This window comes from Bradyrhizobium cajani (assembly GCF_009759665.1).
In the GTDB taxonomy this organism is placed as follows: domain Bacteria; phylum Pseudomonadota; class Alphaproteobacteria; order Rhizobiales; family Xanthobacteraceae; genus Bradyrhizobium; species Bradyrhizobium cajani.
The window spans coordinates 144,667-170,492 of record NZ_WQNE01000003.1; the positions used below are offsets into that span (position 1 = coordinate 144,667).

General features: G+C 66.4%; 29 protein-coding genes. 11 read left to right on the forward strand and 18 right to left on the reverse strand.

Features of this window, described 5'->3' with window-relative positions:
• Positions 1-58 precede the first annotated feature (58 nt).
• The 5 genes from purD to GPL20_RS05660 form a co-directional block, all read right to left on the reverse strand.
• Entirely contained in the window at positions 59-1,342 is a 1,284-nt protein-coding gene (purD, locus tag GPL20_RS05640) for a phosphoribosylamine--glycine ligase (RefSeq protein WP_157328518.1), read from the reverse strand.
• 220 nt (positions 1,343-1,562) lie between these two features.
• Positions 1,563-1,862 carry a winged helix-turn-helix domain-containing protein gene (locus tag GPL20_RS05645; RefSeq protein ID WP_157328519.1) on the reverse strand — a complete coding sequence of 100 codons (300 nt, stop codon included), beginning with the start codon at positions 1,860-1,862 and terminating at the stop codon, positions 1,563-1,565.
• A 2-nt stretch (positions 1,863-1,864) separates the two neighbouring features.
• Positions 1,865-2,416, reverse strand: a complete 552-nt coding sequence (locus GPL20_RS05650) for a hypothetical protein (protein WP_254126389.1) — start codon at positions 2,414-2,416, stop codon at positions 1,865-1,867.
• Positions 2,413-2,907 (reverse strand): DUF2306 domain-containing protein, encoded by a 495-nt coding sequence (locus tag GPL20_RS05655; RefSeq protein WP_157328521.1) that lies wholly within the window; start codon positions 2,905-2,907, stop codon positions 2,413-2,415. Before GPL20_RS05655 ends, GPL20_RS05650 begins: the two co-directional genes overlap by 4 nt.
• Complete coding sequence (locus tag GPL20_RS05660) at positions 2,904-3,914, reverse strand: alpha/beta hydrolase (protein ID WP_167532907.1); 1,011 nt, start codon at positions 3,912-3,914, stop codon at positions 2,904-2,906. Before GPL20_RS05660 ends, GPL20_RS05655 begins: the two co-directional genes overlap by 4 nt.
• Positions 3,915-4,032: 118 nt before the next feature.
• Here GPL20_RS05660 and xseA point away from each other — a divergent pair, with 118 nt between their 5' ends.
• Positions 4,033-5,673, forward strand: coding sequence for an exodeoxyribonuclease VII large subunit (xseA, locus tag GPL20_RS05665; protein WP_157328523.1), 1,641 nt, complete (start codon positions 4,033-4,035; stop codon positions 5,671-5,673).
• A 291-nt stretch (positions 5,674-5,964) separates the two neighbouring features.
• On the opposite strand, the gene GPL20_RS05670 is transcribed toward xseA, so the two are convergent.
• A complete protein-coding gene (locus tag GPL20_RS05670; RefSeq protein ID WP_157328525.1) occupies positions 5,965-6,114 on the reverse strand; it encodes a hypothetical protein in 150 nt (49 codons plus the stop codon).
• 266 nt (positions 6,115-6,380) lie between these two features.
• Positions 6,381-7,205, reverse strand: a complete 825-nt coding sequence (locus GPL20_RS05675) for a dienelactone hydrolase family protein (protein ID WP_167532908.1) — start codon at positions 7,203-7,205, stop codon at positions 6,381-6,383.
• Positions 7,206-7,381: 176 nt separating this feature from the next.
• Between GPL20_RS05675 and GPL20_RS05680 the strand changes: the two genes are divergently transcribed.
• Positions 7,382-7,606, forward strand: a complete 225-nt coding sequence (locus tag GPL20_RS05680) for a DUF2093 domain-containing protein (protein ID WP_254126391.1) — start codon at positions 7,382-7,384, stop codon at positions 7,604-7,606.
• A 154-nt stretch (positions 7,607-7,760) separates the two neighbouring features.
• Here GPL20_RS05680 and GPL20_RS05685 read toward each other — a convergent pair whose 3' ends face one another.
• From GPL20_RS05685 to GPL20_RS05715, 7 genes are all read right to left on the reverse strand, one after another.
• Entirely contained in the window at positions 7,761-8,063 is a 303-nt protein-coding gene (locus GPL20_RS05685) for a hypothetical protein (RefSeq protein ID WP_157328530.1), read from the reverse strand.
• Between the two features lie 149 nt (positions 8,064-8,212).
• Positions 8,213-9,229 (reverse strand): tetraacyldisaccharide 4'-kinase, encoded by a 1,017-nt coding sequence (lpxK, locus tag GPL20_RS05690; protein ID WP_157328532.1) that lies wholly within the window; start codon positions 9,227-9,229, stop codon positions 8,213-8,215.
• The gene (locus GPL20_RS05695) at positions 9,222-10,556 is read right to left on the reverse strand and encodes a 3-deoxy-D-manno-octulosonic acid transferase (RefSeq protein ID WP_157328533.1); all 1,335 of its coding nucleotides are present in this window, start codon (positions 10,554-10,556) and stop codon (positions 9,222-9,224) included. The genes lpxK and GPL20_RS05695 overlap by 8 nt, the downstream gene beginning before the upstream one ends.
• Entirely contained in the window at positions 10,519-11,232 is a 714-nt protein-coding gene (locus GPL20_RS05700; RefSeq protein ID WP_157328535.1) for a lysophospholipid acyltransferase family protein, read from the reverse strand. The genes GPL20_RS05695 and GPL20_RS05700 overlap by 38 nt, the downstream gene beginning before the upstream one ends.
• Positions 11,229-11,471 carry a DUF4170 domain-containing protein gene (locus GPL20_RS05705; protein ID WP_018648410.1) on the reverse strand — a complete coding sequence of 81 codons (243 nt, stop codon included), beginning with the start codon at positions 11,469-11,471 and terminating at the stop codon, positions 11,229-11,231. Before GPL20_RS05705 ends, GPL20_RS05700 begins: the two co-directional genes overlap by 4 nt.
• 61 nt (positions 11,472-11,532) lie before the next feature.
• On the reverse strand, positions 11,533-12,351 hold the full coding sequence (locus GPL20_RS05710; RefSeq protein ID WP_157328536.1) for a 3'(2'),5'-bisphosphate nucleotidase CysQ: 819 nt from the start codon (positions 12,349-12,351) through the stop codon (positions 11,533-11,535).
• Entirely contained in the window at positions 12,338-13,729 is a 1,392-nt protein-coding gene (locus GPL20_RS05715) for a TldD/PmbA family protein (RefSeq protein ID WP_254126395.1), read from the reverse strand. Before GPL20_RS05715 ends, GPL20_RS05710 begins: the two co-directional genes overlap by 14 nt.
• Positions 13,730-13,995: 266 nt before the next feature.
• On the opposite strand from GPL20_RS05715, the gene GPL20_RS05720 reads away from it, so the two are divergent.
• Positions 13,996-14,514 (forward strand): DUF6101 family protein, encoded by a 519-nt coding sequence (locus GPL20_RS05720; protein WP_347340019.1) that lies wholly within the window; start codon positions 13,996-13,998, stop codon positions 14,512-14,514.
• A gap of 110 nt (positions 14,515-14,624) precedes the next feature.
• Here GPL20_RS05720 and ubiA read toward each other — a convergent pair whose 3' ends face one another.
• Both ubiA and GPL20_RS05730 read right to left on the reverse strand, forming a co-directional pair.
• Positions 14,625-15,557 carry a 4-hydroxybenzoate octaprenyltransferase gene (gene ubiA / locus GPL20_RS05725; RefSeq protein ID WP_157328538.1) on the reverse strand — a complete coding sequence of 311 codons (933 nt, stop codon included), beginning with the start codon at positions 15,555-15,557 and terminating at the stop codon, positions 14,625-14,627.
• Positions 15,554-16,216: a hypothetical protein gene (locus GPL20_RS05730; protein WP_157328540.1), complete on the reverse strand. Its 663-nt coding sequence runs from the start codon at positions 16,214-16,216 to the stop codon at positions 15,554-15,556. The genes ubiA and GPL20_RS05730 overlap by 4 nt, the downstream gene beginning before the upstream one ends.
• 210 nt (positions 16,217-16,426) lie before the next feature.
• On the opposite strand from GPL20_RS05730, the gene GPL20_RS05735 reads away from it, so the two are divergent.
• The 6 genes from GPL20_RS05735 (at position 16,427) to GPL20_RS05760 (ending at position 22,370) form a co-directional block, all read left to right on the forward strand.
• Positions 16,427-17,179 (forward strand): 16S rRNA (uracil(1498)-N(3))-methyltransferase, encoded by a 753-nt coding sequence (locus GPL20_RS05735; protein WP_157328542.1) that lies wholly within the window; start codon positions 16,427-16,429, stop codon positions 17,177-17,179.
• Between the two features lie 132 nt (positions 17,180-17,311).
• Entirely contained in the window at positions 17,312-18,463 is a 1,152-nt protein-coding gene (locus tag GPL20_RS05740; protein WP_157328544.1) for an ATP phosphoribosyltransferase regulatory subunit, read from the forward strand.
• A gap of 4 nt (positions 18,464-18,467) precedes the next feature.
• Positions 18,468-19,445 (forward strand): ATP phosphoribosyltransferase, encoded by a 978-nt coding sequence (hisG, locus tag GPL20_RS05745; RefSeq protein ID WP_157328546.1) that lies wholly within the window; start codon positions 18,468-18,470, stop codon positions 19,443-19,445.
• Positions 19,446-19,531: 86 nt separating this feature from the next.
• Complete coding sequence (locus tag GPL20_RS05750) at positions 19,532-20,578, forward strand: glycosyltransferase family 2 protein (protein WP_157328548.1); 1,047 nt, start codon at positions 19,532-19,534, stop codon at positions 20,576-20,578.
• Entirely contained in the window at positions 20,575-21,420 is an 846-nt protein-coding gene (locus tag GPL20_RS05755) for a ChbG/HpnK family deacetylase (protein WP_157328550.1), read from the forward strand. The genes GPL20_RS05750 and GPL20_RS05755 overlap by 4 nt, the downstream gene beginning before the upstream one ends.
• A 125-nt stretch (positions 21,421-21,545) precedes the next feature.
• Positions 21,546-22,370, forward strand: a complete 825-nt coding sequence (locus GPL20_RS05760) for a DUF2076 domain-containing protein (protein WP_157328552.1) — start codon at positions 21,546-21,548, stop codon at positions 22,368-22,370.
• Between the two features lie 242 nt (positions 22,371-22,612).
• Here the strand turns inward: GPL20_RS05760 and GPL20_RS05765 are convergent, their stop codons facing one another.
• Complete coding sequence (locus tag GPL20_RS05765; RefSeq protein WP_157328554.1) at positions 22,613-23,422, reverse strand: L,D-transpeptidase; 810 nt, start codon at positions 23,420-23,422, stop codon at positions 22,613-22,615.
• A 314-nt stretch (positions 23,423-23,736) separates the two neighbouring features.
• On the opposite strand from GPL20_RS05765, the gene GPL20_RS05770 reads away from it, so the two are divergent.
• The gene (locus GPL20_RS05770) at positions 23,737-24,516 is read left to right on the forward strand and encodes a protein phosphatase CheZ (RefSeq protein ID WP_157328557.1); all 780 of its coding nucleotides are present in this window, start codon (positions 23,737-23,739) and stop codon (positions 24,514-24,516) included.
• A 162-nt stretch (positions 24,517-24,678) separates the two neighbouring features.
• Here the strand turns inward: GPL20_RS05770 and GPL20_RS05775 are convergent, their stop codons facing one another.
• Positions 24,679-25,200, reverse strand: coding sequence for a hypothetical protein (locus GPL20_RS05775; protein WP_167532910.1), 522 nt, complete (start codon positions 25,198-25,200; stop codon positions 24,679-24,681).
• Positions 25,201-25,515: 315 nt separating this feature from the next.
• Between GPL20_RS05775 and GPL20_RS05780 the strand changes: the two genes are divergently transcribed.
• Positions 25,516-25,812 carry a co-chaperone GroES gene (locus tag GPL20_RS05780; protein ID WP_157328560.1) on the forward strand — a complete coding sequence of 99 codons (297 nt, stop codon included), beginning with the start codon at positions 25,516-25,518 and terminating at the stop codon, positions 25,810-25,812.
• Positions 25,813-25,826 lie beyond the last annotated feature (14 nt).

Below are 25,826 nucleotides of genomic sequence, written 5' to 3' on the forward strand. Positions count from 1 at the left end.
TCGAGATTTCGGATTGGCGCGCTTTTACGCGCCGTCCGGGATCGCGAGCCAGTCCGTGTTAATTCTTGGCCTTCTCCGCTTCCACCGCCTGCCAGCCGATGTCACGGCGGCAGAAGCCTTCCGGCCAGTTGATGCGGTCGATGGCCTGATAGGCACGGCCTTGCGCTTCCGTCACGGTCTTGCCGAGCGCGCAGACATTGAGCACGCGGCCGCCATTGGCGAGGATGGCGCCATCCTTCTCGACCGTGCCGGCATGGAAGATCTCGACGGTCTCCACCTTCGCCGCGTCAGCGAGCCCGTCGATACGCGTGCCCTTCTGGTAGTCGCCGGGATAGCCCTTCGCCGCCATCACCACCGTGAGCGCGGAGTCCGGATGCCAGCGCAGATCGAAATGCTTCAACTCCCCGTCGCAGGCAGCGAGGAAGGCCGGCACGATGTCCGACATCATGCGCAGCATCAGCACCTGGCACTCGGGATCGCCGAAGCGGACGTTGAACTCGAACAGTTTCGGGCCCTGCGTGGTCAGCATGATGCCGGCATAGAGGATGCCGCGGAACGGCGTGCCGCGCTGCTTCATGCCGGCCACCGTCGGCAGGATGATCTTCGCCATGATCGCGTCATGGATCGCAGGCGTGACCAGCGGCGTCGGCGAATAGGCGCCCATGCCGCCGGTGTTCGGGCCGACGTCGTGATCGAACACGCGCTTGTGGTCCTGCGCGGAGGCCAGCGGGATCGCGGTCTCGCCGTCGCACAGCGCGAAGAAGCTGATCTCGCGGCCGGGCAGAAACTCCTCGATCACGACCTCAGCGCCGGCCTCGCCAAAGGCGCCCTCGAACATCATGGCGATGGCGTCCTCGGCCTCGCCGACGGTCTTGGCGACGACCACGCCCTTGCCGGCGGCGAGGCCGTCGGCCTTGACCACGATCGGCGCGCCCTGGCTCTGGACATAGGCGCGCGCATCGGCGGCGTTAGTGAAACGCTTGTAGGCGCCGGTCGGAATGCCGAATTCGGTGCAGAGCGCCTTGGTAAATCCCTTGGAGCTCTCGAGCTGCGCAGCCACCTTGCTCGGCCCGAACGCCTTGATGCCGGCGGCGGTGAGATCGTCGACGATGCCGGCCGCCAGCGGCGTCTCCGGCCCGACGACCACGAGCGCGACCGCATTGGTCATGCAGAAGTCGATCACCGCCGCGTGGTCGGCGACGTCGAGCGGCACGCATTCCGCCTCCCGCGCAATGCCGGCATTGCCGGGCGCGCACCAGAATTTGGTCACCAGTGGGGAGGCCGCGATCTTCCACGCCAGGGCATGTTCGCGGCCGCCGGAACCGAGCAGGAGAATGTGCATCGAAGGCTCAGAATAAGGGGTTTGCTGGGGGCGGAGGTCGCACGAATCGCGGCGAGCCTCAAGGGGGCTAAGCCAATCACCCCCGTCATTCCGGGGCGCGGCGAAGCCGCGAGCCGGAATCCATAACCACCATCGTGAGTATGGATTCCGGGCTCGCGCCCAAGAGGGGCGCGCCCCGGAATGACGGCGGAGAGGGGAACGCCCCAGAATAACCGCACAGCTAAACCTGCTTCCCCGCAATGATCTCCTGCAAGGTCGCGACATGCCGCGTGAAGGCGCCGCGGCCAGCGGCGGTCGCCGTGACCGTGGTCTGCGGCTTCTTGCCGACGAACGCTTTATCCACCGAGACGTAGCCGGCCTTGGCCAAGGTCTCGATATGGGCCCCGAGATTGCCGTCGGTGGCACCGGTCAGCTTCTTCAGCCGGGCGAATTCCAGGCCGACCTCCGCAGGCAGCGCATTCAGCGCCGCCATGATCTTCAGCCGCAGCGGCTGGTGGATGATGTCGTCGAGCTCGGCCAATTCTAGCTCCGCCGCATCCAGAGGCCACCGACGATCAGCCCGCCGCCGTTGACGACCGCCATCCACAGCAGCAGCGATATCCCGGGGACGTAGGCATATCCGATCAGCGTCAGCGCGATGATGGTGGCGCCGATCACCAGGAAAGCGGTGCCGAACCACACCCCAGCCATCATGTAGAACAGCATGATGTAGATCGGCCAGAACACGGTTTGCTGGCGCGGCGTGAAGTGACCGAAATAGCAGCAGAAGATTCCAAAGGCGGCGATCAGCGCAAACGTCAGCATGTAGCGGCCGTCGAACACGCGAATGCGGCTTTTCGAACGATGGTAGGCGCTGAGCGCAATGAAACCTATCGCCGACACCGCGTATACCGCGAACCAGAAATAGAGACCGTAGCGCGGCCAGAACCACCCCGCGATGTTGCCGACGAACGCCAGCACGCCCCACATCAGCAGGGCGAGGCTGGAGACCTGGTAGATCTGCGACTGCCGCACGCGACGGACGGTATCCTCGATGTCGGCCATCGCGTCCGAAGCTTGCTTGCTGTCGATCACGATGGCGCTCCTTCATGGACGATGGGCACCGTTCGGTCGGGCCGATAGCGCTGGATCAGGACATAACCCGCCGTGACGGTCACGAGCGAGGCGGCCGCGATCACCATCCATACATCCTGCTTCGAGTGAACTGGAACGACGCGCGTCGCGAGCTGCGTCAGGCCTGCGGACATCAGGCTGATATAGGACCATCCGATGAAATAATAGTGCCGGATATGCCATCCCGGCCGCCGTGGACTGCGCAGCACCGGGATCATGGCGAGCACGATCCAGACGAAGTTCAGCATCGCGCCGACATGCAGGATGTTGAAGTGCCCCGTGAAGCGGTAGATCGTGAGCGCTGCGGCGTCAGCCAGGATCATGCCGTAGACATAGGCATAGCCTCTCGCCCGGTGTCCCGAACCGCGCTTCGGCCAGACGAATTGCAGTAATCCGAGCAGGATGCTCAGTGCCGCGAGCGTGCCATGGACGGTGCCGGCAAGGTTCGTCATGACTGACCGCTCCCACGCGTCGCCACGTCCTCCGCGATCGCCGAGACCGCCTTCGGATTGGTGACCATGCCCATATGGTTGATGCCCTCGATCACCTTGACGTCGATGGATGGCTTGATGGCCTGCACGGCCTCGGCATATTTGTCGGAGATCATCATCTCGTCGTCGGCGCCGCCGAAGATGGTGAGCGGATGCGTCACCGCCGGCAGGTCGAGGCGATAGCCGCGTGTGGCAAAATTGCGCATCAGGCGGTCTGAATAGGTCGGCACCAGGATCCGCTCCGAATTGGGCGGCACGGCGAAGGCGAGCACGGGAAGCTGCGAACAGCAGTCGATGCCAAGCTTGCGCAGCGCCGCAAGCCCGAACAAGCGCGGAACGTCGGCACTGGCCCAGCCGCCGGAATGCGGCTTGTTGGTCGGCGCGTCGTAGCCGAGATAGGGCGCGATCAGCACGGTGCGGACGAACATGTCCTGCATGATCGGCGTCGCGGCGACCCGCAGCGAGAAGCCGGCGCCGGCGGAATGGCCGATCAGGGTCAGCGGCAGATCAGGCGCGCTCTTGCGCACATGGGCGACGAAGTCGACAAGGTCGTCCTCGAGCTGGCCGACATAGCCGATGTCGCCGCGCGTGCCGGAGGCGCCGTGGCCGCGCATGTCGAGCGCCCAGGTTTCGACGCCGCGCGCGGCGATCGCGTGGGTCAGCGCGTGATTGACCGTAGCGGAGGAGGCCGAGGAGCCATGGATGAAGATGGCGCCGCGGTCGGTCACCGTCCCTTTCGGCGCGTAGTGCCGGAAGCCGAGCCAGGTACCGTCGCGGGCCTGAAAGCGTTCCAGGGCTGGCAATGTGGACCAGTCGATGCCTTTGGCGGAGTCCGAGACCGAGCGCATCTCCGCGGGCCGCTCCAGCGGCGTCGCGATCATGGCGGTGAGCAGCAGCGCCACGGCGCCGACCGCGCACAGCCCCCATTTCAACAGGTTCAGAACGCCTCGCAGCAACCGCATCGCCATAACCCGTCTCTCGAACGCATCAATCAATAGAGTACTCTATAATTCAGAGTACTCTCCCGATCAATCCTCGGATTGGCGCCGCGCTGCGAAAATCCTTAACGTCGGGTTCGACCCCCAAATGCCGAATCGTTTGCCGATGCCGCCTGCGGAACAACTGCTCAACGCACCCGAATTCACCGTCTCCGAGCTCTCGCTGTCCCTGAAACGGACCGTCGAGGACGCCTTTGGCCATGTCCGGGTCCGCGGCGAGATTTCCGGCTTTCGCGGGCCGCACTCGTCCGGCCATTGCTATTTCGCGCTCAAGGACGAGAGCGCCAAGATCGAGGCGGTGATCTGGAAGGGCGTGCACGGCCGCATGCGCTTCAAGCCCCAGGAAGGGCTTGAGGTCATCGCCACCGGCAAGCTCACGACCTATCCGGGCTCCTCGAAGTACCAGATCGTGATCGAGGCGCTGGAGCCGGCCGGCATCGGCGCGCTGATGGCGCTGATGGAGGAGCGCAAGAAGAAGCTTGCCGCCGAGGGCCTGTTCGACGAGGCGCGCAAGCAGCTGCTGCCGTGGCTGCCGGAGGTGATCGGTGTCGTGACCTCGCCGACCGGCGCCGTCATCCGCGACATCCTGCATCGGCTCGAAGACCGCTTTCCCCGCCGCGTGCTGGTGTGGCCGGTCAAGGTGCAGGGCGAAGGCTCGGCCGAGCAGGTCGCGGCCGCGATCCGCGGCTTCAATGCGCTGCCTGAGGGCGGCAAGATTCCGCGGCCCGACGTGCTGATCGTCGCGCGCGGCGGCGGCTCGCTGGAGGATCTCTGGTCGTTCAACGAGGAGATCGTGGTGCGGGCAGCAGCCGAGAGCATGATCCCGCTGATCTCGGCGGTGGGGCACGAGACCGACATCACGCTGATCGATTTCGTCGCCGACAAGCGCGCACCGACGCCGACGGCGGCGGCCGAAATGGCGGTGCCGGTGCGCAGCGAATTGTTCGTCGAGGTCGGCGATCTCGGTCGCCGCACCCGCGCCTATTGGCAGCGCGCGCAGGAGAGCCGCCGCAGCGAGCTGCGCGCCGCCGCGCGCGCGCTGCCGGCGGCCGGCGATCTCCTGGCGATCCCGCGGCAACGGCTGGATTCAGCGGGCGCATCCCTGCCCCGCTGCCTCAAGGCCAACACGCATGCGCATTTCCGGCGGTTCACCGCCGCCAGCGCCAAGCTGACGCTGCGGGTGCTGCACGGCCAGATCGCGCAGGCCGATCATCGCCTGACCGTGTGCGGCGAGCGGCTTGGCCTGTCCGCACGATCGCTGCTGCGGCAGCGGCGCGACCGCTTCGCCGGACTGGAGGTGCGCCTGCGTGCCTCCAAGCTCTCCAACGCGCAGGCGCAGCGCAACGCGATCGCGCGCCAGCGCGAGCGCACGCATCGGCTGGCCGAGCGCGCCAGCCGCGCGCTCGTCACGCTGCTGCAACGGCTGGATGCCCGCGTCGAGAACAGCGGCAAGCTGCTCTCCGCACTGTCCTATCGCAGCGTGCTCGCGCGCGGCTTTGCGCTGGTGCGGGATGAGGCCGGCCATCCCCTGCATGCAGCGGACAGCGTCGGGCCGAATGCGCGGCTCGAGATCGAGTTCGCCGATGGCCGTGTGGGCGCGACGGCGGATGCGGACCGCCCGGCGCCTGCGGCGAAGCGCACGCCATCGCCAGCAAAGCCGGCCACGCAGGACGCAAAACCCGCGCCGAAGCGCGCGACCAAGCCGGTGGATCAGGGCAGTCTGTTCTGAGGCGCGAGGGTCGCGCGCCTCCCTCAGTGTCATTCCCCGCGAAAGCGGGGAATCCAGTACGCCGCAGCCTCTCGGGCGATGACAGCAAGGGTGTGGTGCAGGCAGCTCCAATCTCGTCATTGCGAGCGCAGCGAAGCAATCCAGAGTCCCTCCGCGGAAAGATTCTGGATTGCTTCGCTACGCTCGCAATGACGGTGTGGCGACGGCGAGACGCCCGCATATGCGCAGCGACATGCGGGAGCAGTCGCCCCGGATATCGCTTCGCTCATCCGGGCTACGACACCGTCACGCCTACCGGCAGGACAGTCCCGCGTCGATCGTGGTCCAGAAGCCGCAATGTTCCGGCGCGAGCTGTGGCGCGCCGGCGCGGGCTTCGAACAGGAAGATCGCGACGGTGAAGACGATCAGTGCGGAGGCGAACAGGACGATGCGATTGCGCATGGAGGATGCGTTTAATCGACATCATGGTCGAATGATGGCGTTGCCACGTGTTGAAACCGGCGCCGCGCGCGATCCGTAGATTCCCGGTCGGCCATCATGGTCCGTGCAGGGCGGTGGTCGATGCGGGGCTGTCCGCCTGACGTTGTTCCTCGGGCGGCCCCGCTTGGAGATTCGTAGCCCGGATGGAGCGCAGCGTAATCCGGGAAGGTCGAAGTTGCGGCACGACCCCGGATGTCGCTGCGCTCATCCGGGCTACGACACTACCACTACCGCCTCAGCCACTCCGCGACTTCCTTCTGCGATTCCGCACGCGCCTGCGCATCCGTGCCCAGATGGCCGCGGTCGGGCGCGGCGGCATCGGTACTGCCGGCGAGTGCATGCAGCGGCGTGTTGGCGCGGTCGAAATCGTGATAGGCGCCGGGATAGACCACGATGCGCGCGAGCGCACTGCGGCCGTGGGCGCCGTCCACCATCTGGCGGCAGGCCGGCGGCGACGACACGTCGTCATTGGCGCCGATCAGCACCAGGGTCGGCACCCGCGTGCTCCAGCCGAGCCCGGCGGAAATCCGGCAGTCCGGATAGAACGCGATCGCGGCGCGAAAGTCGGGGGTGGCATCGCGCGCCGCGCTCTGCGGACGCACGGCCCAGAGCAGCGCGCTCGCGCCATTCGCCCAGCCCATCAGGCTGACGCGGCTGCGCGCCACCCAAGTCTGCTTCATCAGCCAGGCGCGCGACGCCGCGATGTCGGCGACGCGCTCGCGCCGCGCCTTGACGTGCGTCTCCTTGACGCGGCATTGCGGCCCGAGCTCGCGCGAGCCGTAGCTGTCAGGCAGCAGCACGGCATGGCCGGCCTTGAGCAGGCGCTCGGCCCAGTCGCGATAGCGCGGCAGGACGGAATCGGAATGACCACTGAGCCCGTCGCAGCCATGCAGCGCGATCACGACCGGAAACGGCCCCTCGCCCTCGGGCTTGTAGAGCTGCGCATGCAGGACGCTGGATGCCAGCGGAATCTCGACCTGCTGCGGCACCGGCACGGCGCGCGCGGCCGACATCAGGAGCATCAGGAACAGCGCGGTCAGTCGAAGGCGCATCGGTCTCTGCGTCAAGATCCTTCGCCCAAGCACTATCACGCGGGAACGGCGGCAAAACATCACAAACCGGTGGGTTTACCGGGCGGACAAGCCACCCTATCTATGCTACATCCAGCCCGACACATCGTGCCCTCCAGGGTTTTCCACGGAGAGGCCTTCCACGGAGACTTTCGACCGTGCTGAACAAGTTCGGCCCCTCGGGCCATGGCGAAGCGCAGGTGCAATATCTCGATGGCGATTTCCGCGTGATCTCGCCGGGGACCTATGTGCGCTGCGCGATCACCGATACGCGGATCCCGCTCGACGAATTGAAATACTGGAGCGTGGACCTGCAAGAGGCCTATGCCACGCCCACCGCGGTGCTCCAGCGGCATTACCCGGACGCGCTGAAGCAGTCGTGATCTTGCAGGGTGGGCGAAGGCGCGTAGCGCCGTGCCCACCATCCTTCCACGATCGCGACGAACAAGGTGGGCACGCTTCCGCCTTCGCTCTCCGAGCTTCGGCGGACAAGGCGCTTTGCCCACCCTACGAGACCGAGCTTGTGGCATCGCCCGGCTATTGCGGCTCGGGACCATCGCGGCCCACGCACGTCTTGATAAAACCCTTCCGGGCTTCGCCGACCACCTTCTGATCGATCGCCTGCTTCAGGCAGTCGACCCGCGCCTGCGCCATGCAGAGCTGCAGCTGGTCGCGCTTGTCCTGTCCATTAAGGCTAGCCGTCGTGGCGAGACACGTCACGCGCTTGGTCGCGGGAACCGGGACCGTGGTGGGAGCAGCCGACGGCGTCGTTTGTGCAAGCACCGGCGCGACAATCAGACACACGAGGCTGGCGGCGACGGCGGCGGACGGCAGGTTCATCGAATTCTCCTGATCGGTTGAGATCGATAGAGATCTTGCGATGAATGTCGCCTGAATGGCGGGGTGGACAAACCGTAAGGATGCCGACCACATCACCGCGAATTCGAAAAGGGATGGTGGGAACGCTGCGCTTTGCCCACCCTACGACATCATCGCCGGCTGAACCTGCGCTCGCGCGCCTTGTAGAGATGGTCGCCGATCAGTTGCCGAAGCGCGGCCGGGTCGTCGAATTCGAGCTGGACGGCGAACGGCACGATGTCATCAGGCACATCCGCGCGGCCGCGCAGGCGCGCAAGGTCCTTTTCCGTCGTCACCAGCGTGAGCTGCTCGCGCTGCGCTTCTGCCACGAGCGCGGCGATCTCGTTGTGCGAGAACATGTGATGGTCGGCAAAGGCACGCGTGCGCACGACCTCGATGCCGCTGGCGCGAAGCGTGCGGAAGAAGCGCCCGGGATCGCCGATGCCGGCGAAGGCAAAGACCCGCTTGCCGAGGAGCTGCGCGAGCGAGGTGGCATTCGGCTTCAGCCGCGCGCGCAGCTCCGGCTTGTCGCGCTTGGCAAGCTCGGCCGCGACATCGTTCGCGGCACGTCCGTCGCCGATCAGAACCAGCGCGTCGGTGCGCGCGAGCTGCGCCTTCAGCGGCGCGCGCAGGGGACCGGCGGGAAACACCTTGCCGTTGCCGAGGCCCCGCTCGCTGTCGATCACGATCAGGGACGTATCCTTGAACAGTTGCGGATTCTGGAAGCCGTCGTCCATCAGGATCACGGTGGCGCCTTGCGACTTCGCCAGCGCGACGCCGTCGAGGCGGTCGCGCGCGACCGCGACCGGGACCTCGCGCGCCATCATCAGCGGCTCGTCGCCGACATCGGAAGCGGTGTGACGCGCGCGGTCGACCATCACCGGACCCTTCAGGCGTCCGCCGTAGCCGCGGCTGAGCACCACCGGCGTCTCGCCGAGCTCGCGCAAGAACCTGGTGAGCGACAGCACGGTCGGGGTCTTGCCGGCGCCGCCGACAAGGTAGTTGCCGACGCAGATCACGGGGATGCCGGCGTCTACGCCTTTGCGCGCCATGCGCCGCTCGGTGATCGCGCCGTAGAGCGCACCCAACGGCCGTAACGCGTGCGATTTGAAGGAACGTGGCCGGTACCAGAAGGCCGGCTCACGCATTGGCGGCTCCCATCTCGATCCGCAACTGCATCAGATACGGTTCGAGCGCAATCATCGTGCGATCGAGCGCGCCGCCGAGCTGCTCGACGACGCCAGAGCCTGCGCGCTGAATCTTGTCGCGCACGGCCGGATCGGCCAGCAGCTGGCCGAGCTGCTTGACCAGCACCTCCTGCGTCTCGGCCTGCCGCGCCCCGCCGCGCCCGTCGAGCGCCTCGTAGACGTCGGCGAAGTTGAAGACGTGCGGACCATGGACGATGGCGGCACCGAGCTTGATCGCCTCGATCGGATTCTGCCCGCCATGGTGGATCAGCGACCCGCCCATGAACACGATTCCCGAGAGGCGATAGAACAGGCCGAGCTCGCCCATGGTGTCGGCGACATAGACGTCGGTCGCGGCCGTCGGCAGCTCCTCGCGCGAGCGCAGGGCCGGCTTCAGGCCCGACGCCGTGATCAGGCCTGCGATCGAGGCGCCGCGATCCGGATGGCGCGGCACGATCACGGTCAGGAGCTGCGGGAAGAAACCGGCGAGGCTGCGATGCGCCGTGATCAGCATCTCGTCCTCGCCCGGATGGGTGGAGGCCGCCACGATGATGGGGCGCCCGCGCGTCATCGCCATCAGCCGCTCGAGCTTGGCGGGATCGGCCGGCGGCGCCGGCACGTCGAGCTTGAGATTGCCTGTGATGAGGACATCGCGGCCACCGAGCGCGGAGAAGCGCTCGGCATCCAGCTTCGACTGCGCGAGGCAGATGTCGAAGCGCGACAGCAGCGCCGAGATGGTGCCGTACAAGCGCCGCCAGCGCGGGAAGGAGCGCGGCGACATCCGCCCGTTGATCAGCACCATCGGCACCCGCCGCGCCGCGCCGGCCAGGATCAGGTTCGGCCACAGATCGGATTCGATGAACAGCGCCAGCGACGGCTTCCAATGGTCGAGGAAGCGCGCGACGTAGCGCGGGGAATCATACGGCACGTATTGGTGGATGACGTCGGGCGGAAAGCGCTTTGCCACCACGGCAGCCGAGGTGACGGTGCCGGAGGTGAGCAGGATGCGCAGATTGAGATCGCGCAACCGCTCGATCAGCGCCGCCGCGGCCAAGACCTCGCCGACGCTGGCGCCGTGGATCCAGACCAGCGGGCCATGCGGCCGTACGTCCCGGGACAGGCCCCGTCGTTCGCCGACGCGCGCCGGATCCTCCTTGCCCTGCTTCAGCCGGCGCTTGATCAGCGCAGGGGCCAGCGGCACCAGGCCACTCGCCAGGCGTTGATACATCCGCAGCGTCATAGGCAGCGAGTTAGACATCTTGAGGTCCCGGGCGGCCGAGCTGCGCATAGGCGCGACGGGTCGCTTCGTTCAAGGTCTCCTCCAGCTCCAGCCGCAGCGCCTCCATGGTGGCCGCGTCGGCGTCCGGAGGAACGTGAATCTCCTTGATGCCTACCAATGCGCCCCGCCCGAATGGCAAATTGATGGTGGTGCGGTCCCAGTTCTTGAGCCGGATGAAGCGGCTGGTCGCCATTGCGAAAGGCATGATCGGCCGCCCCGATTCCCGTGCCAGCATGATGATGCCGAGCCCGGCCACGCGCGAGCGCTTGGGGACATCGGCGGTCAGTGCGACATTACAACCGTCCTGAAGCGTCCGCACCATTTCCTTGAAGGCGCCGACGCCGCCCTTGCGGTGGAAGGCCCCGCCATGGTCGCCGGAACCGCGGATGGTGCCGATGCCGAGCCGCTCGGCGGCAATCGCATTGAACTCGCCGTCGCGGTGGCGCGAGATCAGGACCCTGGCCTTGTACCAGTCCTTGTTCCTGATGAAGGGGGTGAGGAAATGCTGGCCATGCCAGAAGGCGAAGATCGCGGGAATCTGCGGCTCGACACGCTCGTAGACGTCGGACGGATCGAACGTGAACTTGTTGGTCCGCCAGACCAAGCGCAGATATTCGGCCGCCAGGATCCCGACGGCACGCTGAAACCAGCTGCTTCGCAGCGTATTGCGAAGCAGTTTCTTCAACGCGCCGGTTCTTGATTCGGGTCGAGCAGCCGGTGGAGATGGACGATGAAATAGCGCATCTGCGCATTGTCGACCGTGCTCTGCGCCTTGGCCCGCCAGGCGGCGTGCGCGGTCGCATAGTTCGGATAGAGGCCGACGATCTCGACGTCGTCGAGGTTCTTGAAGGTGTTGTGCTCGAGATCGACGAGCTCGCCGCCGATGACGAGATGCAGCAGTTGTTGCGGGGCACTATCTGGCATGGGTTCTCTTCCTAACGGTCTGCCCGGCAAAGCAGTGTTCGACAGGCACGACGAAAGCGCTTTAGGCTAAGGGACGATCTCGAAAATGCGCGACAATGCCCGCATGACGATCGCGACCCGCTGCCACCAGCACCCCGTGCGCCACTTCCCGGCGGTTATAGAGGATGGATTCTCCGGAGAGGTCGCTCATCCTACCATCCGCTTCCTGCACGATCAAATCGGCCGCCGCAAGGTCCCAGTCATGGCTGTTGCCCCCCGCAAAAGCCGCATCCAGCGCGCCATGGGCGACCCGGCACAGGCGGAGCGCGAGCGAACCGATTCGCGGATGCAGCTTGATCTCGCCGGGCGACAGCTTCAGCCGCTCGACCAGTGGCTTCGGCCCGGCGACGCGGGTGAAGTCGAGCGTGGATCCGCCCGCCGCCCGCACCGGCTTGTCGTTGAGCAGCGTGCCCTGTCCGCGGGCCGCGAAGAAGAATTCGCCGCTCGTCGGCGCGAACACCGCGGCGAGGACCGGCGAGCCGTGCTCGACCAGGGCCACGCTGACGCACCAGTCGTCATGGCCATTGAGATAGTTGCGCGTGCCGTCGATGGGATCGACGACCCAGGTCAGCCGCCGCGACAGCCGCGCCTCGTCGTCGGCGCTCTCCTCCGACAGCCAGCCGTAATCCGGCCTCGCGGCGCGCAGCCGCACTTCCAGCAGGTCGTTGACGGCGATGTCGGCTTCCGAAACCGGCGAGGACGCGCCCTTGATCCACTTCTTCAGCTCGGTGCCGAACATCGACTGCGCCAACGCGCCGGCTTCCCGCACCGTGTCCTTCAGCAGTGCCGCATCGCGCGTCAGGATGGTCTCGTCCAGGGAGTGCGCGTCAGCGTCCGCCAAGCGTCAAACCCTCGATGCGCACCGTCGGCGCATTGATGCCGTAGCGGAACTCGAGATTGTTCGCCGGCTGCATCGACTTGAAGATCTCGAACAGATGGCCGGCGATCGTGACCTCGCTCACGGGATAGGTGATCTCGCCGTTCTCGATCCAGAAGCCGGAGGCGCCGCGGCTGTAATCGCCGGTGACGCCGTTCACGCCGGAGCCGATCAGGTCGGTGACGTAGAAACCTTGGCTGATATCGGCGATCAATTCGGCCGGCGTCGGCGTGCCGGCTTCGAGATGCAGATTGTACGGTCCGGGCGACGGCGAGGACGAGACGCCGCGATGGGCGTGGCCGGTGGTGGTGAGGCCGAGCTCGCGCGCAGTGGCGCAGTCGAGCAGCCAGGTCGTCAGCACGCCTTCATCGACGAGCGCGATCTTCTTCACCGCGACGCCCTCGGCATCGAAGGTCTGCGAGCGCAGGCCGCGCTTGCGCAGGGGATCGTCGACGATGCGGATGTTCTTCGCGAAGAGCTGCTGGCCGAGCTTGTCCTTCAGGAAGCTGGTCTTGCGCGCGATCGAAGCGCCGTTGATGGCGCCGACGACATGGCCGACCAGCGAGCCGGCGACGCGCGGATCGAACACGACCGGCACCTTGCAGGTCTCGACCTTGCGTGGATTGAAGCGCGCCACGGTGCGCTCGCCGGCAGAACGGCCGACGGTTTCCGGCGACAGCAGATCGGCACCGTGCGGCGCCGAGGTGAAGTCGTAGTCGCGCTCCATGCCGGTGCCCTCGCCGGAGATGGCAGTGGCCGAGATGCCCTGGCTGGAGCGCAGATAGGAGCCGTGGAAGCCGGTGCTGGTGACCAGCACCATGCCGCCGATGCCGGCGGAGGCCGAGGCGCCGCCGGATTTGGTCACGCCCTTCACGCCGAGCGCCGCAGCTTCGGCCGCGAGCGCGCGGCGCTCGAGCTCGGCGGTCGCGGGCACATCAGGATCAAGCAGATCGAGATCGGGGAAGTCGCGGGCGAGCAGCGCGGGATCGGCGAGGCCGACATATTTGTCGTCGGGCGCAACGCGCGCCATCGCGACCGCGCGTTCGGCGAGCTTGGTCACGGCATCGCCGCTGACGTCGTTGGTCGAGACCACCGCCTGGCGCTGGCCGACCAGCACGCGCAGCCCGACATCGTCGCCCTCGGAGCGCTCGGATTCCTCGACGCGGCCGTCACGCACCTCAACGCCTTGCGAGACGCCACGCACCGCGACCGCATCGGCCGCATCCGCGCCGGCGCGTCTGGCCGCCTCGACCAGCCGCTGCGCAAGATCGGAGAGCGCGGACTGATCGAACAGGTCGCGATTGGCTGTGGTCGAAAGCGTCGAGCTTGGTGAAGAGTTCACGAACGAAATCCTGTTGGGGCGGGGGGTTCGGGACCGGAACCCACAGATGTGCCCGATTGGCGCGGACTTCAAGCATTTTCGGCCGCAAAAAGCTCAGATTCGCAGATTGCGCGCAACGTCTCGTCAATCATGCGCGCCAAGGTCTTGTCAATCATGAGCAGCAAGTGACGCGGGGTTAACCAGCCTTTTTAAGCGGTTTCGGGACGGCGCGCGCTAAGGTCCTCGCATCGACCGGGAACATAATCCCGGCGGGGAGAACTAAAGCCGTGAGGCGTCAAACAGCAACATGCGGGGTCACTCCCGCCGGGTCGAGCCGCAACCTGCGGCTCGACCCTCTTTCCCTTCCGGTCCGCTTCGATGCGCACGACCCGCGCGCCGACGGATACACCAGGCAGATCGAGCTTCATCGCGAGCGCGTCGTGCTGCGCCGTGCCGTCCGCGGCATGCAGATGGCGATCAACGTGCGCGTCAGCGACTTCACCGGCGTCGCGCTGCGCGGCAACGACGAGGCGCAGATCCTCGTCCTCGTCCATCGCGATCCCTCGCTCTCCGTTCCGCTGCTGGTCAGCGCCGACGCCGACGAGATCGCAGAAGCCTGGGCGATCTGGAGCGATATCTTCGCGCTACCGCAACTCGACGAAGGTGCACGCAAGCCCGCAGCACGCCGTCGCCGCTGCAACGCGATCCGTGCCCGCCGTCCGAAATTCCTGATGCGCCGCCGCGCCGGCATTGCGCGCGAACTTCCGGTTCACCAGGGCGAACGCGAGATCATCGCAAGGAACTGAGCGCGATGCCGTAGGGCGGGCAAAGCGCAAGCGTGCCCACCTCTTCTGTCGCAATCCTGGAAAGATGGTGGGCACGGCGCAAGAGCGCGCCTTTGCCCACCCTACGACAGCTACGCCGCCCGCATCACCGCGTCAGCCAACAATCCCGCAAACAGCAGCGCCCCCGCATACTTGTTCGAATAGAACAGGCGCCTGCACAATTCCGGATCGTCGATCCTCAGCCGCACGATCTGCGAGGCCAGATGCGCGGCGAAGGCGATCAGCCCGAGCCAGGCCGGCCAGCGGGCATCGCCGGACGCCAGCGCCACACCGATCAGCATCACCGCGAGCCCGTAGAACAGGATCAGCGCCTGATGCGTATGCGCGCCGAACAGGCGCGCGGTGGATTTGATGCCGATCAGCGCGTCGTCCTCGGCATCCTGATGCGCGTAGATCGTGTCATAGCCGATCACCCAGGAAATCGCGCCGGCATAGAGCACCAGCGCGGTGACGTCGATGCGCCCGAAGGTGACGGCAAATCCCATCAGGGCGCCCCAGGAGAAGGCCAGCCCGAGCACGATCTGCGGCCACCAGGTGATGCGCTTCATGAAGGGATAGATCGCGACGATCAAAAGCGAGGCGATGCCGGTCAGGACGGCGAAGCGGTTGAATTGCAGCAGCACCACCAAGCCGATCAGCGCCTGCGCGACCATGAAGGCCAGCGCCTGCTTCGTGCTCACCTGCCCCGATGGCAGCGGCCTTGAGCGGGTGCGCTCGACCTTGGCGTCGAGGTCGCGGTCGGTGATGTCGTTCCAGGTGCAGCCCGCCCCGCGCATGACGAAGGCGCCGATGAAGAACAGCACGATGGTGAGCGGCAGGCGGCGGACGTCATGCGCCATGGCGGCGGCGAGCGCCGCCGACCACCAGCACGGCATCAACAGCAGCCACGACCCGATCGGACGATCGAAGCGGGACAATCGCAGGTAGGGCCGCGCCCAATGCGGCGCGATCGTATCGACCCAGTTGCCGGTGGAATCGGCAACGCGGGCGGATGTATCACTCATCGGGTGAGGACGTTGCCGTTGAGCGTGTCGAAGGTGCTGCCGCCCTTCTTGCCGGCATTGGCTTCAGGCATCGAGCCCGAGCCCAGCACCTCGCTCAGCGACGGGCCCGCCGGACCGCGCGGCTGGTTCTGCATCTGCTGCGCGACCGTGCAGACCTTCTTCTGCATGGCCTCGGTGTTCTTGTGGCCGGCCTTCAGCTGCTCGCCGATCTGCGCCGGGATTCCGCATTTGGCGGCGTGCGCCTCGATGTATTTGATCATCTTGACTTCAGCCTGGCTGAAGTTGCCGATCAGCTTACAGGCCTCGTCCGGCGGAGCATGGCGGTCGCTGGCAGCCTTGATCAGCTTGCCGCGCTTCTCGGCTTCCTCGCGCAGCGGCATGAACGCCTTCATGCAGTCCTCGCCGGGACCGCCTTGCGTCGGCGGGGCCGCGCTGAAAGCGCCGGCGCCGCCGATCGGCGCAGCACCGTTCACGGGAAACGACGATTGCGGGGCCGTCCCGACGGAGGCGACGGGCGCCGAGCCGTTCACGGGCGGAAAGGCGGAACTGGTCGGGGCCTGGTTCGGCAGCGGCGCCGGGAACGCGCTTTGCGCATAAGCGCCCGCGGCGCCCATGGTGACCATGGCGGCAGTGATCGGAACCATCAAACGACGGATCATCAAAATAGTCTCTCCGGCAGGAGCATACGGGGTTCGGCGTCTTCCCAAATGAAGCGCAACCAGCGTGTACGCGTTTTTACGATTCCCGCCGGCGCTTAACAACCCGTGGAATGGGGCAAGAGCGCGGCGCTGGGACGCACCGGTTTGGCAATATTTACCCCCGAAATGGCGGCTTTCGGTTAAGAACGCGGCAAATCGGACCTTTGAACGATGCCCTCCCACGATTTTCGCGCCCCCCGCCTGTTCGTCGACGCCCCCCTTGCCCAGGACGCCAGGGTCGAACTCGACCGCGACCAGAGCAATTATCTCGGCAACGTGCTGCGGCTTGCCGCCGGCGCCGAGGTCCTGGCGTTCAACGGCCGTGACGGCGAGTGGCAGGCCGCCATCGAAGGCCGCAAGCGGCCCGACGGCCTCGTCATTCTCCAGCAGATCCGGCCTCAGGACCGATTGGCCGACCTCGCCTACGTGTTCGCCCCGCTCAAGCATGCCCGGCTGGACTACATGGTGCAGAAGGCCATCGAGATGGGGGCTGCGACCCTGCAGCCGGTCCTGACCCGGTTCACCCAGGCGTCTCGGGTCAACACCGAGCGGATGCGAGCCAATGTCGTCGAGGCGGCCGAGCAGTGCGGAATTCTGAGCCTCGCCACTGTTGCCGAGCCCGTGGCGCTGGAGCGATTCCTCAGCCAGCGCGCGGCCGACCGGCTGCTCATCTTCTGCGACGAGGCGGCTGAGGTCGCAAACCCCGTCGAGAGCCTGCAAGGCGCGCGCGGGGCCGGAGGCATCGACGTGCTGATCGGCCCTGAAGGCGGCTTTGCCGAGGAGGAGCGCGCCCTGCTGCTGCGCCAGCCAAGGATCCTGCGGCTGGCCCTAGGGCCCCGGATCATGCGGGCTGACACCGCCGCGGTGGCAGCCCTGGCGCTGGTGCAGGCGGTGCTCGGCGATTGGGGTGGTAAGGCCACCTGACCCCGGCATTGCTCGCCCGTTAAGCGATTGATCCTTTGGAGGTCGAAACCGCTAACCGGCCATGCTAAGGGCTGCGCCAATTCCCGTCCCTCCCCTTGCTTGCCCGGTTCCACCGGGACGATGGACCCCGAGATGACCGCGACTGCCACCTCAAATGCTGCCGGCTCCGCCGCCTGGGCGGATACGCTGCTCTTGTCGTTCGCGCAGGCCGGCTATGTCAGGGCCGAGCCCGCGATCCTGCAACCGGCCGAGCCGTTCCTGGACCTCTCCGGCGAGGACATCCGCAAGAGCCTGTACCTGACCACCGATCTGTCCGGCGAGGAGCTTTGCCTGCGCCCGGACCTGACCATTCCGGTGGCGCGCGATTACCTCGCATCGAACCGCGCCGGCCAACCGGCCGGGTTCAGCTATCTCGGCCCGGTGTTCCGCTACCGCAGCGGCCACGCCAGCGAGATCTTGCACGCCGGCATCGAATCGTTCGGCCGGCAGGACCACGCCGCGGCCGATGCCGAGATGCTGGCGCTGGCCCTGGAAGCGACCGCCGCCTTCGGCGTGAACGATGTCGAGATCCGCACCGGCGACGTGGCGCTGTTCAACGCGCTGCTCGACGCGCTCGATCTCTATCCGGTCTGGCGCCGTCGCCTGGTCAAGGACTTCAACCGCAAGATCAGCCTGGAGCAGGATCTGGAACGGCTGGCGGCCGCGACCACCGCGACCCGGAGCGAATATGAGGGCGTGCTGGCCGCGCTTGCCGGCTCCGACCGCAAGGCGGCGCTGGCGTTCGTCACGGACCTGATGTCGATCGCCGGCACCACCAATGTCGGGGGCCGCACCACGGCCGAGATCGCCGACCGCTTCCTCGAGCAATCGACGCTGAAGGGTGGCGCGCTGCCGCGCGAGGCGATCACCGTGCTCAAGCGCTTCCTGTCGGTCGCAGGCAATCCCGACGACGCCATCGCCGAGCTGCGCACACTCACCGCTGATGCAAAGCTTGACCTCGCTGCCGCGATCGACCAGTTCGAGAGCCGGGTCGGATTCATGGCCGCGCGCGGCATCGACGTGAAGCAGACGCGCTTCTCGACTGCCTTCGGGCGCGGACTGGATTATTACACCGGCTTCGAATTCGAGCTGCATCACCGGGGCAACGGCGCCGAGCCGCTGGTGGCCGGCGGCCGCTATGACGGCCTGATGACCCAGCTCGGATCGGCGGCGCCGATTCCCGCCGTCGGTTTCTCGGTCTGGGTGGACGCGCTGACCCGGATCGGCCGCAAGGTGGGAGCTTGACATCATGAGCGCGCCATTCGTTCTGGCCGTTCCCTCCAAGGGTCGCCTTCAGGAGAACACCGAGGCCTTCTTCGCCCGCGCCGGGCTCAAGCTGTCGAAGGCCGGCGGCGCCCGCGACTATCGCGGCACCATCGCGGGCCTCGACAATGTCGAGGTCGCCTATCTCTCGGCGAGCGAGATCGCCTCGCAGCTGTCCCGCGGCTTCGCCCATCTCGGCGTCACCGGCGAAGACCTGGTGCGCGAGAACATCGCCGACGCCGACAAGCGCGTGTCCCTGATCGAAGGGCTCGGCTTCGGCAATGCCGACGTCGTCGTCGCGGTGCCGCAGGCGTGGATCGACGTCCGCACCATGGCGGACCTCGACGACGTCACCACCGGCTTTCGCGAGCAGCACCACATGCGAATGCGGGTCGCGACCAAGTTCATCAATCTGACTCGCGCGTTCTTCCAGAGCCACGGCATCACCGACTACCGCATCGTCGAAAGCGCCGGCGCAACCGAGGGCGCGCCGGCGGCCGGCAGTGCCGAGCTGATCGTCGACATCACCACGACCGGCGCCACGCTCGCCGCCAACGGGCTGCGGGTGCTCGACGACGGCGTGATCCTGCGCAGCCAGGCCAACCTGGTCGCCTCGAAGGAAGCCGACTGGTCGCCGCAGGCCCGCGAGACCGCGCGCGTCATCCTCGATCACATCGCAGCAAGGGCGCGGGCCAACAAATACCGCGAGGTCCGCACCCGTTTTCGGCAATGCGACGACGCCCTGCTCGGCGAAGCCCACAGCCGGTTCGGCGTCGAGGCCCCGTTCGGCGGACCGACCTCGTCAGGCATGCTCACGCTGCACTGCCCGCCCGGGCAGCTCTATGCGCTCGCGACCTTCCTGCGCGAGCACGGCGCTGAGACTGTCTCGGTGGTCTCGCTGGACTACGTGTTCGACCGGGAGAACCCGCTGTTCGCCAAGCTCGAGGCGTTCCTGCGGCGGTGAGCCTCAGGTCCGTTCAGCGTAGCGACAGCAAACGGCAGCTACCATATGCTGTTGAGACCACCAAAACGCCTCTGGAACCTTGATCGATGACGCTGGGCTCTGACGTTTCCGGCATGACGACCACCGCAGCCAGCGCCGCGGCGAAGGGACTGTCGATTGTCGTCCCCGTCTACAACGAGGCGGCCGGCCTCGCCTCGCTGCACCAGCGGATCTGCGATCTCGCAAGGACCTTGCGGCAGCGCTATCGCCTGTCCTGCGAAGTCGTCTATGTCGACGACGGCAGCGCGGATGCGACGCTGTCGATCGCACGCGGCCTGCCAGCCGACGCGATCGACGTCCAGGTGGTCTCGCTGTCGCGTAATTTCGGCAAGGAGGCGGCGCTGATGGCCGGCCTCGACCATGCCCGGCTCGGCGCGGTGATGTTCATGGACGGCGACGGCCAGCATCCGCCGGCCCTCGTCGAGCAGCTCGTGCGGCACTGGATCGATGACGGCTACGACGTCGTCTATACCGCCAAGGCGCATCGCGACAACGAAACCTTCCTGCGCCGGCTCGCCGTGCACGGCTTCTACGCGCTGATCAATTGGGGGGCCCGGCAGAAGATCCCCGAGGATGCCGGCGACTTCCGCCTGCTGTCGCCGCGCGCGGTCGCGGCGCTCAGGCAGCTGCCGGAGCGCAACCGCTTCTTCAAGGGGCTGGCAAGCTGGATCGGCTTCCGCCAGATCCGTGTCGACTACGAGCCGGCGCCGCGGTCCCATGGTGTCACCACCTTCAACGCCGCGCGCCTGCTCGGCCTGTCGATCGAGGGCCTGACCTCGTTCTCGGTGGCGCCGCTGCGCTTTGCCAGCCTGCTCGGCGTCGTGCTCGCGGGCGGCGCGTTCCTGTTCGGTCTCTCGATCCTCTGGGAGGTCTGGACCACGGGCAAGCAGGTGCCCGGCTATCCCTCGCTCGTGGTCGGCCTGATGACGATCGGCGGCGTGCAGCTCATCATGATCGGCATCGTCGGCGAATATATCGGCAAGATCCTCTCCGAGCTGAAGGCACGCCCGATCTACTTCGTCGCCGAGCACAGCGAGAAGCATTTCGAGACCGACAAGGCCGACGACGTCTCGAAGCGGACGGCGGCCGAATGAGCGCGGCCGCGGGGCTGCGGCGGATCTGGCTCTGCGCCGACGATTACGGCATCAGCCCGGGCGTCAATCGCGCCATCCGTGACCTGATCGAACGCGGCCGCCTCAATGCCACCTCCGTAATGATGGTGGGCCCCGCGATCGAGCGCGGCGAGGTCGAAGCGCTGCAAACTTCGGCGAAGGCGAGCCCGCGCTGCGCGATCGGATTGCACGTGACGCTGTCGGCGCCGTTCCGGCCGCTCACCATGCATTTCCGTCCGCTCGACGGCGACATGTTCATGCCGTTTCCAAAGCTGTTGCGCGCAGGACTTGCGCGGCGGCTCGACCGTGAATTCTTTCGCGCCGAGGTGAAGGCGCAGCTCGCGGCCTTCGCGGATGCGTTCGGGCGTGCACCCGATTTCGTCGACGGCCATCAGCATGTGCAGCTCTATCCGCAGGTGCGCGACGGCTTCGTCGATGCGGTCAGCGAGGCTGCCCCGAACGCCTGGGTGCGCCAGGGCGGGCGCAACCTGCCGCTGGCGCAGCGGCTGGCCTCACCGAAGGCCATGGTGCTCGACATCCTCAGCGCGCAGTTCCGCCGCCGGGCCGGCGGTGCCGGCCTCAGCTTCAACCCCGGCTTCGCCGGCGCCTACGACTTCACCCGGGCCGCCGATTTCGGCGCGTTGATGCGGCAGTTTCTGGAGGGCCTGCCCGACGGCGGGCTCGTGATGTGCCATCCCGGCTTCGTCGACGACATCCTCGCCGGCCTCGATCCGATGACCGACGTCCGCGAACGGGAACACGCCTATCTTGCCGGCGATGCCTTCGCGCACCTGCTGGCGGATAGCGGCGTCAGGTTGGACTGAAACCGGCGAAAGCAGCCTTGCGGGCAGCTTGTCGCATACCGAAATTTAATCCGACCGGGACTGTTGGGGCCACAATGGAACCCTACATCTTCGTCGCGCTTGGTTTCGCGCAAAGGAGACAGATCATGACGCCGCAGGAACGCCAGCTCGTTGACGAGCTATTCGACCGGCTTACCAAACTGGAAAATGCCCCGCGCGATCCCGACGCGACCGCCGCGATCTCCGATGGGCTGCGCAAGGCCCCCGGCGCAGTGTACGCGCTGGTGCAGACCACGCTGTTGCAGGACGAGGCGCTGAAGCGCGCCCATAACCGCATCCAGGAGCTGGAAGCGGCGCAGGCGCCCGAGCAAGCGCAGTCCGGCGGCTTCCTGGATACCATGCGCGAGTCGCTGTTCGGCGGAAGCCCGTCGCGCGGCTCGGTTCCGAACGTGCAGCCGCGTGAGCAGCGGCCGGTCTGGAACACCGGTCAGGCCATGCAGCAGACCCAGCCCGGTTACGGCCAGCCGCCTTACGGACAGGGTCCGGGTCAGGGCCAAGGCTATGGTGCCCCGCCGGTCGGCGGCGGTGGCGGCGGCTCGTTCCTCGGCACGGCGGCGGCAGCCGCGGCCGGCGTCGTCGGCGGCTCGCTCCTGCTCTCCAGCATCCGCGGCATGATGGGCGGACCGCACCAGCAGGCCTTCGGCGACACCAATGCTCTCGGCGACCGCAGCGCTGGTGGAAGTCCTTGGGGCGGCAGCGATCAGTCCGGTGGATCGCTTGCGCGCGATGCCGGCCTCAATGACATCGGATCGAACCGGGATTCCCGCCAGGGCTTCGTCGACCAGGCGTCGAACGACGATCGGAACAACAACGACCAGAACTACGACGACAATCACGACGACGGCAACATGGACATGGCCGACGACGGCGATTACGGCGGCGGAGACGATAGCGGCAGCGATTACGCGTAAGGCTGTTCGATAGCGCTGCAAACAAGAACGGCCGCCCAGGAGGCGGCCGTTTTCATTTCAAAGGCGTCTTGCGCAGGTCCTTTCCCTTCTCCCCTTGTGGGAGAAGGTGGCGCGAAGCGCCGGATGAGGGGTCTGCATCCGCGAACTCAACTGCGAAATGCGTGCGCGGATAGAAACCCCTCACCCGTCTCGCCGCTGCGCGGCGATCCACCCTCTCCCGCAAGGGGAGAGGGCAAGCAGCCTCACATCACCACGACCTTGGTGCCGACATTGACGCGGCCGTAGAGGTCGATGACATCCTCGTTGCGCATCCGGATGCAGCCGGAGGAGACGTTGGTGCCGATGGTCCAGGGCTCGTTGGAGCCGTGGATGCGGTAGAGCGTGGAGCCCAGATACATTGCGCGGGCGCCGAGCGGATTTTCCGGGCCGCCCTCCATGTGCCTCGGCAGGTCGGGGCGGCGTGCGATCATTTCCGCCGGTGGCGTCCAGTCCGGCCATTCGCGCTTGGCGGTGATCGACTTCACGCCGGACCAGGTGAAGCCGGGACGCCCGACGCCGATGCCGTAGCGCAGCGCCTTGCCGTTGCCCTCGACGAGATAGAGGAACTTGTTCGGCGTATCGACCACGATGGTGCCGCTGCTTTCCTTGCCGCTGTAGTCAACAAGTTGCTTCTCGAATTTCGGATCGAACGTGCGCTGCCGCGGATCGACCGCCTCCTGCTGAAGACCTGCGCCCTGCTGATATCCACCTTGCGGCTCGCCCATCGGCGGCAGGCGGCGCTGGTCGTAATAGCCAGGCTGCTGCTGATAGACCGGCTGCTGCGGAGCATAGGCTGGACCACGGCCGGGCCCATCGCCGAACAGGAACTCGATGAAGCCGCCGCCCATGTTCGAATTGGAGGCGGCGCGCACCGGTGCGGGCGGCACCCGCGGCGCATAGAGCACCGCCGGCGGATCGTTCGGCACGGTGTTGTCGAAGGCAACGGCGCTGCCCGGGGCAGCAACGAAGGCGCAAGCGCTGCCGAGCAGCGCGACAGACATTTTCTTGAACATCGACGTACTCTGTACTGTTTCGTCTAGATCACATGCGTCGTGGAGGCTGATGGCTGAAGCGCGCCCGCGACGTGGTCAATAAAGAGCAAAAGCCGTTTTGTTTGGTAAACGGGAACGTCGTTTCGATTCACCACGTCGCGAACGGCGGTGCAATTTGGCGATCAGCGTTTATTTTCGATGAACGCCGCGCCGCCATGGTTAATCGCTTGTTTTCGCGCCGTCGCGCACGGCCGCGGGACAGTTCCTGCTGTGAACTTCGTGTTAAATCGCTTCTGCCTACAAAGACGCGTGAGTGAGGTGGGGGGAGTACACTGATGGCTGTTCACCGCAAACGTTTTCGCGTCGAGGATATCGCCGGTGGCGAGATGCCGATTCTTGATGTCACTGAAGAGGCAACCCCGATGCACAGCGAGATCATGGCCGAGCTGCGCGCGATCCGCGCCCAGATGGCGAAGGGCACGGCGCCCTTGTCCGGCAGCGCAGCCATGGCGGCGATCGATGCCTCCACTGCCCACGAACTCTCCGAAGCTCGTACCATGCTCGAGACCTACCGGGCGCAGATCGAACAGTGCGAGAAGCTGAAGGTCGAGCTCGACCTTATCCACGATGCCATCGACCGCACCAAGCGCGAGATCGCGACGCTGCACGGCAAGAGCTTCGACGGCGGCGAGATGGCCAAGGTCAATGGCGAACTCGGCGCCGTGGTCGGCGGCACCGAGCAGGCGACCCAGCAGATCCTCGAAGCCGCCGAGTCGATCGACCAGGCGGCCAGTGCGATGTCCAAGGTGCAGTCGGCCGACCAGCAGAAGCGTCTCGCCGACGACATCCAGGAACGCGTCATCTCGATCTTCGAAGCCTGCAACTTCCAGGACCTGACCGGCCAGCGCATCAGCAAGGTCATGACCACGATGAAGTTCATCGAGCAGCACATCAATGCGATGATGGAGATCTGGGGCGGCGTCGACGCGATCAAGGCCCATGTGCCGGCGCCGGTCGACAGCCGCAGCGAGGACGAGAAGCTCCTCAACGGCCCGAAGCTCGCCGGCGACGTCGGCCATGCCTCCCAGGACGACATCGACGCACTGTTCGACTGAGCGAACGCGACACAGGAAAAACAAAACGCCGGCGCGAGCCGGCGTTTTTGCTTTTGGGGAATGCATCTCACTTGGTCATTCCGGGGCGGTCCGCAGGACCGAACCCGGAATCTCGAGGTTCCGGGTTCACGCTTCGCGTGCCCCGGAACGACGATCAGAACATCACGCTCTTGGCGCGCAGCGGACGTAGACCATGTTGCCGTAGCGGGTGGCGGCGTCCTTGTCGATGAAGCGGGTGATCAGGACGCGGCCGTCGAAGGAGACGATTTCGCGGTCCTGGTCGCCGGGGGTCGGACCTGCCGGCCCGATGTAGTTCTTGCCGCTCGGCGAGCCCTTCAGCCGCAGCTCCTGCGGCGTCGCCTGGTCGGCCAGATGCATGATCACGCCGCCGGAGGAACCGGCGGTGATCACATAGGGGTTCTTACACTGGGACCGCGCGGCGGCTTCGGTGCGGGCGCGGTCCGCCGGATTCTGGAACGAGGCGAGGCCCCAGCGGCCGACGATCTCGTCAGAGCGGATGCTCGCCGGCATTTCCGGACCGGTGCCAGGCTCGGCCTCGGGGGGTGGCGCAGACGAGGAGAACGACGGCAGGCTCATGCCGCCGCCGCAGGCGCCGAGCAGCAGCGCCAGACAAGAGGCGGCGGCCAGATTGGCAACCGTGCGCGCGTGAGCTGAACTGATCATGGCATTCCCCCGAACAAGACCATGGCCGCACCCCTCCCGCAGCCAAGCGCAAAACCGCCGCCGGGGCAATGACGTCCTTTGATGCGCCGGTGCCCCGATCGAGTTTCCAATGCCACCATCCTATATCCGCCTCACCAATCGCTTAACCACCTTTGCTTGACAGGATCGCGGCCAAGCCATATTTCCGGGCGCACTATTAGCACTCGGAAAGCCCGATTGCTAAGCGCGCCGTTCGATCCTCGGAAAGAGGGTGGACGGAAGTGCTGCCCCACCCACTTCCACTACTTCCGAAGCGAGCCTCCAAAGGGAAACGTCATGGCTAAATCCAAATTTCGTCCGCTGCATGACCGTGTCGTGGTCAAACGTATCGACGCCGAGGAAAAGTCCAAGGGCGGCATCATCATTCCCGACACCGCCAAGGAAAAGCCGTCCCAGGGTGAGGTCGTCGCCGTGGGCCCGGGCGGCCGCGACGAGGCCGGCAAGCTGATCCCGATCGACCTCAAGGTCGGCGACCGCGTGCTGTTCGGCAAGTGGTCGGGCACCGAGGTCAAGATCGACAACGAAGAGCTCCTGATCATGAAGGAGTCGGACATCATGGGCGTGATGGCCTAAGGCCGAACGCCTGA

Bases quoted from the DNA above. Each gene is read 5' to 3' on its own strand.
- purD (WP_157328518.1), bottom strand. From the start codon at position 1,342: ATGCACATTCTCCTGCTCGGTTCCGGCGGCCGCGAACATGCCCTGGCG.
- GPL20_RS05655 (WP_157328521.1), bottom strand. From the start codon at position 2,907: ATGACGAACCTTGCCGGCACCGTCCATGGCACGCTCGCGGCACTGAGC.
- GPL20_RS05660 (WP_167532907.1), bottom strand. From the start codon at position 3,914: ATGGCGATGCGGTTGCTGCGAGGCGTTCTGAACCTGTTGAAATGGGGG.
- xseA (WP_157328523.1), top strand. From the start codon at position 4,033: ATGCCGAATCGTTTGCCGATGCCGCCTGCGGAACAACTGCTCAACGCA.
- GPL20_RS05670 (WP_157328525.1), bottom strand. From the start codon at position 6,114: ATGCGCAATCGCATCGTCCTGTTCGCCTCCGCACTGATCGTCTTCACC.
- GPL20_RS05675 (WP_167532908.1), bottom strand. From the start codon at position 7,205: ATGCGCCTTCGACTGACCGCGCTGTTCCTGATGCTCCTGATGTCGGCC.
- GPL20_RS05685 (WP_157328530.1), bottom strand. From the start codon at position 8,063: ATGAACCTGCCGTCCGCCGCCGTCGCCGCCAGCCTCGTGTGTCTGATT.
- lpxK (WP_157328532.1), bottom strand. From the start codon at position 9,229: ATGCGTGAGCCGGCCTTCTGGTACCGGCCACGTTCCTTCAAATCGCAC.
- GPL20_RS05695 (WP_157328533.1), bottom strand. From the start codon at position 10,556: ATGCGCAGCTCGGCCGCCCGGGACCTCAAGATGTCTAACTCGCTGCCT.
- GPL20_RS05705 (WP_018648410.1), bottom strand. From the start codon at position 11,471: ATGCCAGATAGTGCCCCGCAACAACTGCTGCATCTCGTCATCGGCGGC.
- ubiA (WP_157328538.1), bottom strand. From the start codon at position 15,557: ATGAGTGATACATCCGCCCGCGTTGCCGATTCCACCGGCAACTGGGTC.
- GPL20_RS05730 (WP_157328540.1), bottom strand. From the start codon at position 16,216: ATGATCCGTCGTTTGATGGTTCCGATCACTGCCGCCATGGTCACCATG.
- GPL20_RS05735 (WP_157328542.1), top strand. From the start codon at position 16,427: ATGCCCTCCCACGATTTTCGCGCCCCCCGCCTGTTCGTCGACGCCCCC.
- GPL20_RS05740 (WP_157328544.1), top strand. From the start codon at position 17,312: ATGACCGCGACTGCCACCTCAAATGCTGCCGGCTCCGCCGCCTGGGCG.
- hisG (WP_157328546.1), top strand. From the start codon at position 18,468: ATGAGCGCGCCATTCGTTCTGGCCGTTCCCTCCAAGGGTCGCCTTCAG.
- GPL20_RS05750 (WP_157328548.1), top strand. From the start codon at position 19,532: ATGACGCTGGGCTCTGACGTTTCCGGCATGACGACCACCGCAGCCAGC.
- GPL20_RS05755 (WP_157328550.1), top strand. From the start codon at position 20,575: ATGAGCGCGGCCGCGGGGCTGCGGCGGATCTGGCTCTGCGCCGACGAT.
- GPL20_RS05760 (WP_157328552.1), top strand. From the start codon at position 21,546: ATGACGCCGCAGGAACGCCAGCTCGTTGACGAGCTATTCGACCGGCTT.
- GPL20_RS05765 (WP_157328554.1), bottom strand. From the start codon at position 23,422: ATGTTCAAGAAAATGTCTGTCGCGCTGCTCGGCAGCGCTTGCGCCTTC.
- GPL20_RS05770 (WP_157328557.1), top strand. From the start codon at position 23,737: ATGGCTGTTCACCGCAAACGTTTTCGCGTCGAGGATATCGCCGGTGGC.
- GPL20_RS05775 (WP_167532910.1), bottom strand. From the start codon at position 25,200: ATGATCAGTTCAGCTCACGCGCGCACGGTTGCCAATCTGGCCGCCGCC.
- GPL20_RS05780 (WP_157328560.1), top strand. From the start codon at position 25,516: ATGGCTAAATCCAAATTTCGTCCGCTGCATGACCGTGTCGTGGTCAAA.